Source organism: Paraburkholderia humisilvae (assembly GCF_902859855.1).
In the GTDB taxonomy this organism is placed as follows: Bacteria; Pseudomonadota; Gammaproteobacteria; order Burkholderiales; family Burkholderiaceae; genus Paraburkholderia; species Paraburkholderia humisilvae.
The window spans coordinates 193,806-209,351 of record NZ_CADIKH010000001.1 but is presented as its reverse complement, the minus strand read 5'-3'; the positions used below and the strand labels follow the sequence as shown (position 1 = coordinate 209,351).

Sequence of the window (15,546 nt, the reverse complement as noted above, 5' to 3'; positions counted from 1 at the left end):
GGTTTTATTTGGTAGAAAAAGGGGGGCGCTCATGTGGCGCGTTCCGGCAGCGGCAGCACGATGGCCCACGGGTTGTCCGCGCGATGCCGCTTCTCGAACGCGTCGATTTGCGGCAGCAGCTTGAGCGATGCGCCGAGCACGTCGAGGCCTTCGAGGAACATCTGCCGATGGCGCTCGTCCATCGTGAACGTGTACGTGCGGCCCGACGCGGTGCGCACGCGCTGCGCGGCGACGTCGATCTCGATGCGGTTCGTCGCGGGGTTCGACACGTCCTCGGTGATCTCGTCGATCTCCTCGGGCTTCAGCATGATCGCGAGCAATCGGTTGTTCGCCGCGTTGTAGTAGAAGATTTCGCCGTAGCTTGGCGCGAGCACCGCTTCGATGCCGCCTTGCAGCAGGCCCCACACCGCGTGCTCGCGGCTCGAGCCGCAGCCGAAATTCGGGCCGCCGACCAGCACCTTCGCGCCGGCATACGCCGGCGTGTTCAGCACGAAGCCGTCACGCCGGCTGCCGTCCGGCGAAAAGCGCAGGTCGTACAGCAGGCCGGCGGCGAGGCCGGATTTGTCGGTGCCGAGCAAAAATTGCTTCGGCATGATCTGATCGGTATCGAGATTCGCGATCGGCAGCGGCGCTGCGACGCCCTCTATGCGCGAGTGATCAGGCACGGTATGGCTCCCCTTGGTGCTGCCATTTACGGATATCGGTGATGCGGCCGGCGATGGCCGCGGCGGCGGCCATCGCGGGGCTCATCAGATGCGTGCGGCTGTCGCGGCCCTGGCGGCCTTCGAAATTGCGGTTGGTCGTCGATGCGCAGCGCTCGTCGGGACGCAATACGTCGTCGTTCATCGCGAGGCACATCGAGCAGCCGGGCTGGCGCCATTCGAAGCCCGCTTTGATGAAGATTTCCGATAACCCTTCCTGCTCGGCTTGCAGACGCACCGCGCCGGAGCCCGGCACGATCATCGCGCGCACGGTGGGCGCGACGCGCATCCCGTCGTGCAGCATCGCAGCGACCGCGCGCAAGTCTTCGATGCGGCCGTTCGTGCACGAGCCGATAAATACGCGGTCGATCGGCGTGCCTTCGATGCGCGAACCCGGCGTGAGCCCGATGTAATCGAGTGCGCGCGCGGTCGCCGCGCTTTCGATGTGATCGGCGCCATCGGCCGGCGCGGGAATCACGCCGTCGACGGGAATCGCCTGATCGGGGCTCGTGCCCCATGTCACATACGGCGCCACGTCGGCGGCCGCAACGGTGATCGTGCTGTCGAACCGCGCGTCCGGGTCCGAGCGCAGCGTGCGCCATACGGTGATTGCCGCTTCCATTTGCGCTTCGCTCAGGTTGCCGCGATGCGCGCGCAGATATGCGAACGTCGTCTCGTCCGGTTCGACGAGCGAGGCGCGCGCGCCAGCCTCGACGGTCATATTGCACAACGTCATGCGCGCTTCGATCGACAGCGCGCGAATCGCGTCTCCCGTGTACTCGACCGCATGGCCGCGCGCGCCTTGCGCGCTGATCTTGGCGATCACGCGCAGCACGAGATCTTTCGCGGTGGTGCCCGCAGGCAGGTGGCCGTCGATATGAATGCGCATCGTGCGCGCGAGACGGTACGACAGCGTCTGCGTCGCGAGCACATGCTCGATTTCCGACGTGCCGATGCCGAAGCCGAGTGCACCGAACGCGCCGTAGGTGGTCGTGTGGCTGTCGCCGCACAACACCACCATGCCCGGACGGATCAGGCCGGATTCGGGCGCGACCACGTGCTCGATACCTTGCAGCGGGTCGTTGACGTCGAACAGTTTGATGCCGTAGCGCGTGCAATTGCGTGTGAAGTTCGCGGCCTGATGCGCGGCCGCATCGATTGCGATCACGCGTTTGCCGACCGGGTCCGGACGTGTGGGAATCACGTGATCGACGACGCCCATCTGCTGTTGCGGCCGCAGCACGCCGATACCGCGCTCGACCAGGCCGTTAAACGCTTGCGGGCTGGTGTACTCGTTCATGATGTGCAGGTCCGCGTAAAGCAGGACGTGCTCCGCGTCGAGCCGGGCCACAGTGTGCGATTCGACAAGCTTCTGATACAACGTGCGCGGCACATCTCCTCCGATGGTGTGAGGCCGAGAGTAGAGAGAGTGGATGATGCGTGAACGAGGCTGGGAAAGGATTCCGAAAGAAACAGCAGCATCGTTACGAAATAGTCTATAGAGATGGTCGGCGCATATAATGCATTCTTCTTTAATCTATTTTTAAATTGAATTTATAAGTGGGCCGATAAGTGGATTCGATCTCCGATCTCGCTTTTTTCGTGCAGCTGGTCAAGCACGGCAGTCTGTCGGCGCTCGCGCGCGAGCTCGGCGTGACGCCACCCGCGGTGACCGCGCGCCTCGCGCGGATGGAGGCGCGTCTGGGCGTGCGGCTCCTGAACCGTACGACACGGCGTATCACCGTCACGCAGGAAGGCGAGCTGTATCTGTCACATGGCGCGCGGCTGCTGCTCGAATTCGAAGAGCTCGACCGGATGGTGTCGAGCGCACGCGCGGTGCCCAAAGGGTTGTTGCGCGTGAATGCGACGTTCGGTTTCGGGCGGCGTCATATCGCGCCGGCGGTGTCCGAGTTCGCGCGGCGCTATGCCGAAGTCGAAGTGCAGCTGACGCTGACCGACCGCTCGATCCGGCTCGCGGACGAGGCGTATGACGTCGGTATCTGGTTCGGCGACGTGCCCGATTCGCGGCTCGTCGCGCGCAAGATCGCGCCGAACCGGCGCTTTCTGTGCGCGTCGCCGGCTTATCTCGAACGCGCCGGCGTGCCGGTCGCGCCACGCGATCTGCACGGCCATCAGTGCATCGTGTTGCGTGAGAACGACGCGGCATACGGCACCTGGCATCTGCGCCGCGGCCGCAAGCAGGAGACGATCAAGGTGCGCGGCGCGCTCAGCAGCAATGATGGCGAGACCGCGCTCGTGTGGGCGCTCGACGGCCACGGCGTGTTGATGCGCTCCGAGTGGGACGTGTATCCGCATCTGCGCTCCGGCGCCTTGCAGGTCGTGCTGCCGGAGTGGTCGCTGCCGGGCGCCGACGTGCATGCGGTGTATGGCGAGCGGCTGAACGTGTCCGCCAAGGTTGTTGCGTTCGTCGACTTTCTTGCCGAATGGTTTGGCCACACCGCGGGGCCGGCGGTGAATATGCAAGGCTGGACGTCGCACGGCGATTGACGATCCCGCCGCGGCAACCCGCGGCGAGCTTGCTGAAAGCTGAATGGGCTGCGGTTACGATTACCTTGCCGCTTTATCGCAGCGCGTAAGCGCTTGTCATCCGCTGTAACTCACGATTCGCGCTCCTCACCTACCATCGCAGGCTGTCCGTTGCGGGTCGCGGCCGCGTCATCTTTTCGCGCCATATGCGCACGTTGTACGTCGCTAGCGAAGCGATTCGGCTGATCCCCGTCACGACACCCACGCAATGGCAAACGTGCAAATTTCACGTGCGGCAGAACGGAGCGCAGGATGACGGGCGATCAGACTCTGGCGATGGCGAAGGGGCGGCATCTCGCGGGTGATTTGCGCGCCGCGCGCGACCTCTATCAGCGCGTGCGCGCGATGCGGCCCGACGACGCCGACATCCTGTTGTGCCTTGGCGTCCTCGAGCTGCAATGCGGCGCATACGATGCCGCGCTTGCGTGGCTCGATGAAGCGATCGCGCATGCGCCCGAGGTCGCGCGCCTGCATTTCGCACGTGGCCAGGTGCTCGCGGCCGCGCAACGATTCACCGATGCGCTGTGTGCGTACGAGCGCGTGCTTGCGCTGGATGCACCGACCGCCGACCTGCTGTTCGCGATGGGCACCGCGTTGCAGGCGCTGAACGACCGTCGCCGCGCAATCGATGTCTATACGCGTGCGATTGAACTCGAACCGGCGCATGTCGACGCGCTGAACAATCTCGGCAACTGCTATCGGCAACAGCACGCATTCGATGACGCGCAGGCCGCGTATCGCCGCGCGCTGGCGCTCCAGCCTCACGATGCGAATGCACTGACTAACCTGGGCACACTGCTGCAGGCTCGCGGACAGATCGACGACGCGATTGCGCTGCTCGAAGCGGCGGTGCGCGCCGCACCGGCGTCGCCTTACGCATTACTCAATCTGGGTGTCGCGCTATTCGAGCAGCGCGACTTCGCAACGGCCGTTTCGTTGTTGACGCGCGTGCTGGAACTCGACGGAAATTTTCCCGAGGCCGCCTATAACCTCGGCAACGCGTTGCACGCGCTTGGCAAAACGTGTGACGCATGTTCGCGCTATCAGCAGGCGATTGCACGCGACCCTTCGCACGCGGATGCCTATAACAATCTCGGCAACGTCCGCAAGGAACTGGGCGACGCGGCAGGCGCCGCCGATGCATTCGACAAGGCAATCGAACTGCGTCCGGATTTCGTCGCTGCGCATAACAACGCGGCGACACTGATGCGCACGCTCGGTCGCATCGACGAAGCGGAAAGACGTCTGCGCCGCGCACTCGAGATCGATCCGCACGACTCGGTCACGCACAATAATCTCGGCACGGTGCTGAAAGACGCGGGCCGCGTCGACGACGGCATCGCATGCTATCGCGACGCGCTCAGATGTGACCCGCAGAATGTCGTCGCGCACAGCAACCTCGCGTATGCGCTGACCTTCAGCGCGGAAGACTCGGAAGCGCTGCTCGACGAATGTCGACGCTGGGCCGCGCGGCATGAAGCACGCTATCGCGCGGCGCGGCTGCCGCATCGGCGCTGCGAGCACGACGCTGACCGAACGAGGCGCTTGCGCATCGGTTATGTGTCGCCGGATTTTCGCCACCATTGCCAGGCGCTCTTCATGATGCCGCTGCTGTCGCATCACGATCACGCGCGGTTTGAAATCCACTGCTATTCGAGCGTCGCACGGTCCGACGATATAACGGCCCGCATCGCAAGCCATGCCGACGTGTGGCGCGACGTGCGCATGCTCGACGACGCTCAACTCGCGCAACAGATTCACGACGACCAGATCGACATCCTGCTCGATCTGACGATGCATATGGCAGACGCGCGTCCGTTGCTGTTTGCGCGCAAGCCGGCGCCGGTGCAAATCGCGTGGCTTGCGTATCCAGGCACCACCGGCATCGACGCGATCGACTACCGGTTGACCGACCCGTGGCTCGACCCACCGGGCGCCGAGCGGCACTACAGCGAGCGCTCGATTCGTCTGGCGGATTCGTTCTGGTGCTACGACCCGTTGACCGGCACACCGGCCGTCAACGCGCTTCCCGCGTTTGAAAAAGGCCATCTGACGTTCGGTTGTCTGAACAACCCGTGCAAGCTGACCGATCGCACGCTGCAACTGTGGTGCGGCGTGCTGCATGAAGTACACACCGCGCGACTGCTCCTGATGGCGCCGCCAGGCGCGGCGCGCGCGCGGCTCACCGCTCGGCTCGCGTCGCATGGCATCGGCAGCGAACGCGTGCGCTTCGTCCCGTTCCAGTCGCGTGCCGGCTATCTGCGCACGTACCATGAGATCGATATCGGGCTGGACACCTTTCCGTACAACGGCCATACGACGAGCCTCGATGCGTGCTGGATGGGCGTGCCGGTCGTCACGCGGGTCGGCGCGAGCGCGGTGGGCCGCGCGGGTCTGAGCCAATCGATGAACCTTGGCTTGAGCGAACTCGCGGCGCACAGCGACGCGCAATTCGTCGACATCGCGCTGCGGCTTGCGCGCGATTGGCCGCGCATCGCGCGCTTGCGCGACGGTCTGCGCGCGCGCATCACCGCTTCGCCGCTGATGGACGGCGCGCGTTTCGCGGCGCAAGTCGAAGCCGCTTATCGCAGCGCATGGGAACGCTGGTGCGATGACGATGGACTGTCGCGCGACGCGAAGAGCAGACGCTGACGAGCGCAGAGGGTCGCGACATTTCACGTTGACGTGTAACGTTCCTGCAGGATTGCGCCTATCCTTGAGTTCTCGAGGCTGAGCGGGCGCGATCCCACATTGCGGGAGCCTGCCCGGCCGCACGGAAACGGAGGACAGGATGTTGTATGAATACAAGATTGTCGCGTCGCCGGTCGGCAGGCTGAAACTGGTCGCGCGAGGTGACAGGCTGGCGGCGATTCTCTGGGAAAACGATCGCCCGGGCCGCGTGAAACTCGGCGAGATGCGCGAGGCGGACGACCATCCGGTGCTCGTCGAAACCGCGCGGCAGTTAGGCGAGTATTTCGCCGGCACGCGTACCCGTTTTGACGTGGCCACCGAGTTCGTCGGCACCGAGTTTCAGAAGAAGGTGTGGAACGCACTGCTGACCATTCCATTCGGCGAAACGCGCAGCTATCGCGAGATTGCCGAGCAGATCGGCCATCGCAGCGCGTGCCGGGCGGTCGGCGCGGCCAACGGACGCAATCCGATTTCGATCATTGCGCCGTGCCATCGCGTGATCGGCTCGTCCGGCGACCTGACCGGCTTTGCTGGCGGCATGGCGGCGAAGGCGACGCTGATCGCCATCGAGTCGAGCGCGACCCAGGCTTCGCTGATCTGACAGAGACCGGCCCCAAACTCATGCGTCGGGAGGCATCCGCTTCCCTACCCGAAGGAGGAGATATCGATGTCCCGCACGACCACAGAAAAGCGCGCGGCTTTCCGCGCGCTGCACGCATCCGGCTGCTTCATTCTTCCGAACCCTTGGGATGCGGGCGGCGCCCGCTACCTGCAGACGCTCGGCTTCAACGCGCTGGCCACCACGAGCGCGGGCTTTGCATGGTCGGCTGGGCGGGCGGACAACAACGTGCCGCGCGAGGCGATCCTTGCGCATTTGCGCGACATGGTCGAAGCGACGGATCTGCCGATTAATGCGGACTTCGAGAACGGCTTCGGCGCGACCCCTGAAGAAGTCGCGCAAAGCGTCGCGCTGGCCATCGGAACCGGCGTGGCCGGTCTGTCAATCGAAGATTCGACCGGACGTGCGGACGCGCCGCAATTTCCGCTCGACCAAGCGGTGGCACGCATCCGCGCCGCGCGCCGCGCGATCGACGCGGCAGGCGGCGACACGCTGCTCGTCGGCCGCGCGGAAAACTTCTTTGTCGGCGCGCCGGATCTCGACGACACGCTCGCGCGTCTGAAGGCCTATGCGGCCGCCGGCGCCGACTGCCTGTACGCACCGGGCATCCGCACGCGCGAACAGATTGAAGCCGTGGTTGCGGCGGTCGCGCCGAAGCCGGTGAATCTGCTGATCGGCTGGAATGCCGAGTTCACGCTGAAGGATGTCGCGGCGCTCGGCGTGCGGCGCGTGAGCATCGGCGGCGGCTTGGCCCGTGCCGCGTGGGGCGGCTTGATGCGCGCCGCCCAAGGGCTCGCCGAGGGTCGCTTCGAGGGTTTCGGCGATGCGCCCACCGGTGCGCAGATTAACGGCTTGTTCCCGAAGGACGCGTAACGCGCGCCGACGCATCAATCGCGATACGAAGGATCGATCCGGTCGAGCTTGCGCAGCAGCGCAGGCCATTCCATCAGGCCGTATGGGCGGCGCGTTTGCGGCTGATAGTTCATATACGTTTCTTCAAGCACCTGCTGCGAAACCGGGTTCAACTCGACATGGCAGGCCATTGCCGCGAGCTGTGACTTGCACGACAGTTCGAGCCGGTGCATCGCATTGAACGCTTCGGGAATCGTCTTGCCGACCGTCAGCAGACCATGGTTGCGCAGAATCAGCGCGTTGTTGTCGCCGAGATCGCGCACCAGCGATTCGCGTTCGGATGTATCGAGCACGACGCCGCAGTAGTCGTGATAACCGATCTTGTAGAAGCGCATCGCCGTTTGCGTGAGCGGCAGCAGCCCGCATTTGAGCGACGAGACCGCCATGCCTGGCCAACTGTGTGTATGAATCACACAGCTGATGTCCGGCTTCGCGTCGTGAATCGCACCGTGAATGACGTAGCCCGCGCGATTGATGCCGTAGTCGCCGCCGACGAAGGCGGGCTTGCTAAGAATGTTGCCCTCATTGTCGATCTTGATCAGGCTCGACGCGGTGATTTCCTCGTAAAGCATCCCGTATGCGTTGATCAGAAATGCGTCATGCTCGCCGGGCACACGTGCGGAGATATGATTCGCGACCATGTCCGACATGCCGTACAGTTCGACGAGGCGGTAGCATGCGGCGAGATCGACGCGCGTTTGCCATTCGGCTTGCGAGCAGTGCTCGCGCATCGACGGGATCGAAAATTCCAGTTGCTTCGTCATAAAAAGACTCCTGCTGATCGGTACAGTGCGTGCAGCGGGCGCAACGCCCGCGATGAGTGGAATGAGCAACCAATGGGCACGGCGTTCATGGCTGCATCTGAATGTCGCTGCGTCGCAGGCTGAGTGTCGCAATCAGCGTGCAACCGATGCAAGCGGACGCGTACAGATAAAAGCCGCTCTCGTGGCCGATGCTCTTGAACCAGAGACCCGCATAGCCGGCAGTGCCGCCGAACAGCGCGGTCGCGATCGAATACGGCACGCCGACGCCGACCGCGCGAATCCGTGCCGGAAAGAGTTCCGCCTTCACGACCGAGCATACCGACGAATAACCCGACACGATCATCAGCGCAAAGGCGAGCAGCAGGAACGCCGTCGTTTCGCTGCGCGTGTGCGCGAGCGCGGTCATCAGCGGATACGTGCCGAACGTGCCGGCGATGCCGAACCACAGCAGCAGCGCACGCCGGCCGATGCGATCGGACAGCGCGCCGAATAGCGGCTGCACGACCATGAACAGCGCGAGCGTCGACAGCGATACCCATGCACTCTGTTGGGCACTCAGGCCGACCGTATTGACCAGATAGTTGTGCATGTAGACCGTATAGGTGAAAAACGCGAGCGTGCCGCCGGTCGTGAGCCCGAATACCAGCCACACCGGCCGCGCGTGCTTGCGCAGTTCGGTAACACGCAGTCCGCGTTTTGCCTTGTCGGAGAGCGCGCGAAAATCGGGCGTTTCGTCGATATTGCGACGTACCCACCATGCGACGAGGGCCAGCGCCGCGCCGATGAGGAACGGCACGCGCCAACCCCATGCGACCAGTTGCGCATGCGTGAACACCAGTCCTTGCAGCGCCACTTGCACGATCGTTGCGAGCAGTTGGCCAAGAATCAGCGTCACGTAGTGGAAGCTGCTGTAAAAGCCGCGGTGGCCCGGCTTCGCGATTTCACTCAGATACACCGAGCTCGCGCCGTACTCGCCGCCGAGCGAGAAGCCCTGCACGAGCCGCGCGAGCAGCAGCACGAGCGGCGCGGCGAGGCCGATCTGCGGATAGGTCGGGCACAAGCCGATCGCAAGCGAGCCCGCACACATCAGCGCAACCGATAGCGTGAGACCGGCGCGGCGGCCGCGGCGATCCGCATAGAGGCCGATCAGCCAGCTGCCGACCGGGCGCAGCAGAAAGCCCAGCGCGAAGATCGCGGCCGCGCTCAGCAACTGGATGGTGCGGTTCTCGCGCGGAAAGAACGACGCGGCAAAGTAAATCGAAAAGGTGGTGTACACATGGAAGTCGTACCACTCGATCAGATTGCCGATCGACCCGCCAACAATCGACTTGACTGCGCTGCGCCGCGGCATCGCACGCGCGGCGGCGCTGTCGAGTTCGCCGGCGGCCGCGGACGTCGTCGCGGTAGCGGAACGATCGTGCATGGATGTCTCCTTTTATTGGATCTGTCGTGCGGCTATCTCATCGCATCGCGAGGTCCGGCGATGGGTACGACTGCGCGTCGTTGACCAACGCTGCGCCGCGGGCAAAGCGCGCGAGATTGTCGAGCCAGATGCGGCCGACCGCTTCGTAGTGACTGTCCGAGTGGCCGGCGGTATGCGGCGTGACGAGCACATTCGGCAGGTCCCACAGCGGCGAAGCCGGGTCGAGCGGTTCGCGCTCGAACACGTCGAGATAGGCGCCCGTCAGCACCTGCTCGCGCAGCGCGGCGATCAGGTCCGCTTCGACCACCACTTCGCCGCGCGCGATGTTGATCAGATGCGCGTCGCGCCGCAATAGCCGCATGCGTCGCCCGTCGATCAGCCGTGTCGTGAGCGGCGTGAGCGGGCACGCGAGGATCAGCCAGTCGGTCTCGGGCAGTGCGGCATCGATCTCCGCGAGCGCGATGGCGCGTGGTGCGACGCCACCGGCTTCACGACGCACGACGGTCACGTTCATCTCAAGCGCGTCGAGGAGCTTCGCGAGCCGTTGTCCGATCGGGCCATAACCGACGATCAGCGCATGCTGGCCCGCGAGTTCGCGCGGCGTGGCGTCTTCGAGCAGCGGCTGCCAGGTGTGCTGTCGTTGTGCCGCCTGCAGCAGCGGCAAACGCCGTGCGAGAGACAGCAGGCCGGCGAGCGCTGCATGCGCGACGGAGCGCGCATTCGCACCCGCCGACGTCGTGACGGTGACGCCGCGTTGCAGCAATTCCGGGTAGATGGGCCGATCGATACCCGCCGAGTGCGCGTGCACCCAGCGCAAATGCGGGGACGCACGCAGCGCGCGGTAGAAGTGCTCGGTTTCTGCCGTGACCGCGGTCTTGGTCGAGCGGCCGGTCACGTCGCGGCTGATGAATGCGACCACGGCGCACGCATCGTCGACCTCGGCGCGTGCGTGCATCACGTCGTCGGGGGTGATCAGGCGGTACGGCACCGCGCGCAGTGTTTGCGCAATCGCCGCGCCAAAGCGCTGTACGGCGAGGCGCGAAAGCAGGATGTCCAAGGCGTGCTTCGTCTCCGTCTCGTTCGAATCATGGTGTTGTCGTCGCGTGCCGCATGAATGGCGTGCGGCTATCTCAATCGGGAAAACCACCGCGACGATGCCTCCATTCTGGCCGCCTCCGGTGCGCGTGCTGATCTTTTTAGTGAACGCACCGTTTCCATCTGGATAACGCTGGGCGCGCGGCGTCGCCGTACCATGGACACTGCGCGCCGCGGCCTTGGGGACACGGTTCCAGCGTCGCGCGCTGCCGGGCTCGGCGTGCATCGATGAACGGCATGACGGACCTGCGCGAACCTTTCTCGACCACACGATCGCCATGACGAAACCTTGCCTGGGTCCCTTGCCCGCATCCGCCGTTTCTCCGATCCGGATGTCGCCGCATGCGTGCGACTGCCATGCCCATGTGTTTGGCCCCTATGCGCGCTTCCCGCTCGCCGACGAACGCAGTTACACGCCACCGGTGAACCCGGTCGATCGCTTTATCGCGCATCTCGATGGCCTCGGTTTCGAGCGCGGCGTGCTGGTGACGGCAAGCGTCTACGGGATGGATAACGCGTCGCTGGTCGATGCATTGCAGCGGCATCCCGCGCGCTTGCGCGGCGTCGCGGTGCTCGGCGCGGACACGTCGGAAGCGGAACTCGACCGCCTGACCGGGCATGGCGTGCGCGCCGCGCGTTTTAATCTGTTCCGCCGCGACGGACAGCCCGTATATCGCAATGGCGCGGGTCTTGACGCATTGCGGGCGCTTGCGCCGAAGCTCGCCGCGCGCGGCTGGCACGCGCAGATCTGGATTCACGCGCCCGATTTGCCCGAACTGGAGCCGCTACTGCGCGCGCTCTCGATCGGGCTCGTGATCGACCACATGGGACGGATGAGCGTCGCGCGCGGCACGGCGGACGCCGGTTTCCAGCGGCTTATCGCGATGCTGTCGGACGGCGCTGTGTGGACGAAGCTATCCGGCGCCGATCGCGTGAGCGTCGCAGGCGCACCTTACGATGACGTTGCGCCATTTTTCGAGGCGATCCTCGCGGCCAATCCGCAGCAGATCGTATGGGGCAGCGACTGGCCTCATGTGAATTACTTCGACTCGGCGCAGATGCCGGACGATGCGGTGCTGCTCACGCGCTTCGCGCATGCAGTGCAGGTTGAAGCGTTGCGGCGCGCGATTCTCGTCGATAATCCGGCGCGGCTGTATGGCTTTGAGCACTGACCCGGCGCGGGCGTGACGCGTCAATCCGATGACGCCGCCCGGAACACCGCTTGATGCGACCATGCGTGCGCGACGCGTATCATCGCGGGAGCGGCGCGCCGCTTGCTGCGCAGCCGCGTGTCTTTTCGACGGGTTGCGCAGCGCATGAAAATGGATTTGTTGGGTTTGCAGATGCTCGTGTCGGCGATCGAATCGAAGAGCTTGTCGAAGGCCGCCGAGCGCGAGAATCTGGCGACATCGGCGGCGAGCAAACGCATTGCGGAACTCGAACGCCGGCTAGGCGCGGTGCTGCTCGTGCGGCATGCGCGCGGTGTCGAGCCGACCCCCGCGGGCGCCGCGCTGTATCACCGCGCGAAAGCGATTTTGCGCAGTGTCGAGCTCGCGCAGAACAGCGTCGCCGAATTCGGCGCGGGCGGCATGCCGAAGATCCGTCTTGCCGCGAACCGGTCATCGATCATTCAATACCTGCCGCCCGTGCTGAGCCGCTACTTCGCAAGCGAGCCCGGCGCGCAGATCGACTTGCAGGAGCGCTATAGCTACGACATTCCGCGGCTCGTCACCGACGGCGAAGCGGACCTCGGCCTCTATCACGCGCTGACGCCCGCGCCGGGCGTTCACTCGCTGCCGTACCGGCAAGACCATATCGTGCTGGTGGTGCCGCTCGATCATCCGCTTGCGCGACTTGACGAGACGATGCTGGAAGCGGCGAAAGACTATCCGTTCGTCGGCTATTTTCCGCGGCACTCGTACGAGGCGTTTCTATCGCTTGCCGAAGCGAGCCTGTCGCGGCCGCTGAATGTCCGTATCGAAGTCTCGAACTACGAGGCGCGCTGCCGGTTGATTCGCGAGCAGATCGGCATCGGCATGATGCCGGAGCTGATTGCCGCATCGTATCTGTCGCGCTATGGGTTGAAGGCGATCCATCTGCTCGACGACTGGGCGTGCCGTCAGTTCTATATCTGCATGGCGGCGGGCGAACGCAGCGCGCTGCGGCCCGCGCTCGCGGCGTTCGTCGATCATCTGCTGGCGGCGTGACCGTGCTTGTCGGGCTTGCGGATACTTCCGTGTTTGTCGCGAGCGACAAATGGTTTCGTCGTACGAAAGCGGCTCATGGGCGCGCCTCGTTGCCGGTGACGGTTACACCGCGGCACCCTCAAGAAAATCCGCCAATTGCCGTAGTCTTGTACGCGCGCGCGGTGCTGCGCAGTCAGGCTGCGCGCTTCATTTGCCAATAGCCGGATTTCCCGAGTCACGATTCACAGGCCGCTAACCGATCCATGATCAGTCACGTCGCACCGTTGTTCGTCGCGGCGACGTCGGGCGTCGTGAGTGTCGCGATCTTGGGTTCGCTGCTGCGAGCTGGCATACCCGGGCTTGCGCGCTGGCTCAGTGCGAACATCCTGACGGCCGGCGCTTTCATCTTTCTCGCATTCCAGGGGCGCATGCCCGACGGGGTGAGCCTGCTGATCACGACCGCCGTGATCACCTATGCAGTCCTGCTCGTTCTGCAAGGATGCAGGCAATTCTTCGGCCTGCGGGCATCCCATTACCGCGAGCTTGCGATCTACGTCGCGTTGCTCGCGTGCGTCGCTCATTGGACGGTTGTCACGCCGAACCCGAATATCCGGATCAGCGTGGTATCCGCCTTTCTCCTGTACGTACGCGTGAGCTTCGCGTGGACTGTCTGGCGCTACCGGCCGCGACACCGGCCGCGATATGGCTACGACTTCGTGTTCTGGACGGCGCTGGTTGAAGCCGCGATTCATCTCGCGCGCGGGCTCGCGTTCGGACTTGGCTGGGAGCATCAAACGGTCGCGGTGATTGCGCCGACGCCGACCAACGATGTGTTTGCCGCGATGGTGATACTCGCGTTGCCGTGTCTGTCGGTGGGCATCGTGATGCTGGCGCACGACCGGATGGCGGAATGCATGGAGCGCCTCGCGACGCTCGATGAATTGACCGGCGCGCTCGCGCGTCGCGCGTTCCTCGTTTTGACGCAGGCGCTGTTCGACGCGGCGCAGCGCCAGCGGGTCGTGCTATCGATTGCGATTCTGGACCTCGACCGCTTCAAGGCAATCAATGACGCGCATGGCCACGCAACCGGCGATGCGGTGCTGAAGACATTCGCTGGCGTGGTGACGCGCGCGCTCGGTCGCGATGATGTGTTCGGGCGCCTTGGCGGTGAGGAATTCGCCATCGTGTTCCCGTCGACCACGCAAGCCGACGCGGCGCAGTGGATGGAAACACTGCGCAGGGCGGTCGCGGCTTCTGCGTTGACGGTGCCGGGCGGCGAATTGGTTTGTACGTTCAGCGCCGGGGTGAGCGAAGTGCAGCGCGACGACACGCTTGCGGACCTGATGGCGAGAGCGGATGCCGCGCAGTATTCGGCAAAGGCGATGGGCCGCAATCGCGTCGTGGTAGCGGCGGACACGGCGGGCTCCGGCAGCGCGCTTAACGCTATCTGACGCGCGTTGCACGCTCCGGATGCTCGTGTAACGTGCCGAAGACGTTAGCTGTGGCTATCGACCCAGGCTTCGGCCCATTCAAGACCGACGGCTTCCGCTTCCTGTTCCGTGCCGACCTGCGCAAGGATGCCGGATGCTTCGACGACCTTCGTACCGGCGGTAATCGTGCCGCTTGCGGCGTAGCCGTTCTGCTGGCGGATCGCATGTCCCCAGATCGAGAAACCCTTGTAGTACCGCGCTTGCATCAGCGCGTGACCCGAGCTGTTGCGCCGTCCGCGCCGACGCGCAACACATTGCCTTCCGGCGTGACAATGCGCGGAATGTCTTCGAAGTGCGTGATGTCGTCTTTCGGGTGCGACGGGGCGCTGTGCTTGAGGCGGCCCGCGTCCGCGACCGGTGCGGTTGCATGATTCGCCGCCGCGTTGGCGCTCTGGGTCGGGGCCTGGCTCAGCGGCGGATGCGCGGCCGGTTGTGACGTCTGTTGCGACGCTTGCGGCGCGTCCTGACGTTGTCGTGGCGTCGGCGCACTGCGGTGCGCGAGCACTTTTCGATGATGCGGCGGTTTTGCCGTCTTGCCGATCAGATGAGCACCTTGCCGTGCTTCAGGCGGATTCCAGATTTCGATGACGCGTTCGCCGGCAAAAGAAGCGGGCGCCACGGCGAGCAACGCCGTGGCAAGCAGCGAGGCGGCGAACATCGGGGGTCGCAGCATTTCAGTCTCCATTCCGCTTGCCGGACCACCGGCAACTCACGCTTTGGCCGACGCACGAACCGTCGCATCCGGCACAGAAGTACCTGTCGCGCAACGTGTCGCCATCGACTTGCCACGCATTGTACGTGGCCGGTGCCGCCGTGCCGATCGTGCGACCGTTTTCCCGCGCGTGAAACGTCAGCTCGCCGGCCTTGCCGCGCCGGATCGCATCGTCGATAGCGGGGGCGCCGAACGCGGCTTTCAGGCTCGCGACGAAGGCGGCGATTTCCGGCATCGGATGCGGGGCGGGTGGCTGGTCGACCACCGGCGATGACGCGACTGGCGTGTTCATGGCACACGACCTTTCGGGGCGACTGCTGAGCCCGATATTAAACGGGTGCGATACAGATGCGAGGCAGGCGCGATACAGGTGCAATGCGGGGTGCAACACGGGTGCAGAGTTGCT

At 64.7% G+C, this 15,546-nt stretch carries 15 protein-coding genes; 7 read left to right on the top strand and 8 right to left on the bottom strand.

Annotated features, from left to right (window positions below):
* Positions 1-29 precede the first annotated feature (29 nt).
* Complete coding sequence (gene leuD, locus HV796_RS00865) at positions 30-665, bottom strand: 3-isopropylmalate dehydratase small subunit (RefSeq protein WP_175224224.1); 636 nt, start codon at positions 663-665, stop codon at positions 30-32.
* Positions 658-2,094, bottom strand: a complete 1,437-nt coding sequence (gene leuC, locus HV796_RS00860) for a 3-isopropylmalate dehydratase large subunit (RefSeq protein WP_175224222.1) — start codon at positions 2,092-2,094, stop codon at positions 658-660. The genes leuD and leuC overlap by 8 nt, the downstream gene beginning before the upstream one ends.
* Positions 2,095-2,273: 179 nt before the next feature.
* Here leuC and HV796_RS00855 point away from each other — a divergent pair, with 179 nt between their 5' ends.
* The 4 genes from HV796_RS00855 to HV796_RS00840 all read left to right on the top strand — a co-directional run bounded on the left by HV796_RS00855 (position 2,274) and on the right by HV796_RS00840 (position 7,431).
* Entirely contained in the window at positions 2,274-3,209 is a 936-nt protein-coding gene (locus HV796_RS00855; protein WP_175224220.1) for a LysR family transcriptional regulator, read from the top strand.
* Positions 3,210-3,500: 291 nt separating this feature from the next.
* A complete protein-coding gene (locus HV796_RS00850; RefSeq protein ID WP_175224218.1) occupies positions 3,501-5,900 on the top strand; it encodes a tetratricopeptide repeat protein in 2,400 nt (799 codons plus the stop codon).
* Positions 5,901-6,039: 139 nt separating this feature from the next.
* Positions 6,040-6,540 (top strand): methylated-DNA--[protein]-cysteine S-methyltransferase, encoded by a 501-nt coding sequence (locus HV796_RS00845; RefSeq protein WP_175224216.1) that lies wholly within the window; start codon positions 6,040-6,042, stop codon positions 6,538-6,540.
* 66 nt (positions 6,541-6,606) lie between these two features.
* Positions 6,607-7,431, top strand: coding sequence for an isocitrate lyase/PEP mutase family protein (locus tag HV796_RS00840; RefSeq protein WP_175224214.1), 825 nt, complete (start codon positions 6,607-6,609; stop codon positions 7,429-7,431).
* A gap of 14 nt (positions 7,432-7,445) precedes the next feature.
* Here HV796_RS00840 and HV796_RS00835 read toward each other — a convergent pair whose 3' ends face one another.
* The 3 genes from HV796_RS00835 to HV796_RS00825 form a co-directional block, all read right to left on the bottom strand.
* Positions 7,446-8,234: a class II aldolase/adducin family protein gene (locus tag HV796_RS00835; protein ID WP_175224213.1), complete on the bottom strand. Its 789-nt coding sequence runs from the start codon at positions 8,232-8,234 to the stop codon at positions 7,446-7,448.
* Between the two features lie 85 nt (positions 8,235-8,319).
* The gene (locus HV796_RS00830) at positions 8,320-9,657 is read right to left on the bottom strand and encodes an MFS transporter (protein WP_175224211.1); all 1,338 of its coding nucleotides are present in this window, start codon (positions 9,655-9,657) and stop codon (positions 8,320-8,322) included.
* A gap of 37 nt (positions 9,658-9,694) precedes the next feature.
* Positions 9,695-10,714 (bottom strand): D-2-hydroxyacid dehydrogenase, encoded by a 1,020-nt coding sequence (locus tag HV796_RS00825; protein WP_246355625.1) that lies wholly within the window; start codon positions 10,712-10,714, stop codon positions 9,695-9,697.
* A gap of 316 nt (positions 10,715-11,030) precedes the next feature.
* On the opposite strand from HV796_RS00825, the gene HV796_RS00820 reads away from it, so the two are divergent.
* From HV796_RS00820 to HV796_RS00810, 3 genes are all read left to right on the top strand, one after another.
* Positions 11,031-11,924, top strand: coding sequence for an amidohydrolase family protein (locus tag HV796_RS00820; protein WP_175224208.1), 894 nt, complete (start codon positions 11,031-11,033; stop codon positions 11,922-11,924).
* Between the two features lie 144 nt (positions 11,925-12,068).
* The gene (locus HV796_RS00815) at positions 12,069-12,959 is read left to right on the top strand and encodes a LysR family transcriptional regulator (RefSeq protein ID WP_246355624.1); all 891 of its coding nucleotides are present in this window, start codon (positions 12,069-12,071) and stop codon (positions 12,957-12,959) included.
* A 242-nt stretch (positions 12,960-13,201) separates the two neighbouring features.
* Positions 13,202-14,389 (top strand): GGDEF domain-containing protein, encoded by a 1,188-nt coding sequence (locus HV796_RS00810; protein WP_175224206.1) that lies wholly within the window; start codon positions 13,202-13,204, stop codon positions 14,387-14,389.
* Positions 14,390-14,433: 44 nt separating this feature from the next.
* On the opposite strand, the gene HV796_RS00805 is transcribed toward HV796_RS00810, so the two are convergent.
* From HV796_RS00805 to HV796_RS00795, 3 genes are read right to left on the bottom strand one after another with little or no spacing between them, the layout of a single operon-like run.
* Positions 14,434-14,634: a hypothetical protein gene (locus HV796_RS00805; protein WP_175224204.1), complete on the bottom strand. Its 201-nt coding sequence runs from the start codon at positions 14,632-14,634 to the stop codon at positions 14,434-14,436.
* Complete coding sequence (locus HV796_RS00800) at positions 14,634-15,101, bottom strand: hypothetical protein (protein WP_175224201.1); 468 nt, start codon at positions 15,099-15,101, stop codon at positions 14,634-14,636. The genes HV796_RS00805 and HV796_RS00800 overlap by 1 nt, the downstream gene beginning before the upstream one ends.
* 1 nt (position 15,102) lies before the next feature.
* A complete protein-coding gene (locus HV796_RS00795) occupies positions 15,103-15,432 on the bottom strand; it encodes a hypothetical protein (protein WP_246355623.1) in 330 nt (109 codons plus the stop codon).
* Positions 15,433-15,546 lie beyond the last annotated feature (114 nt).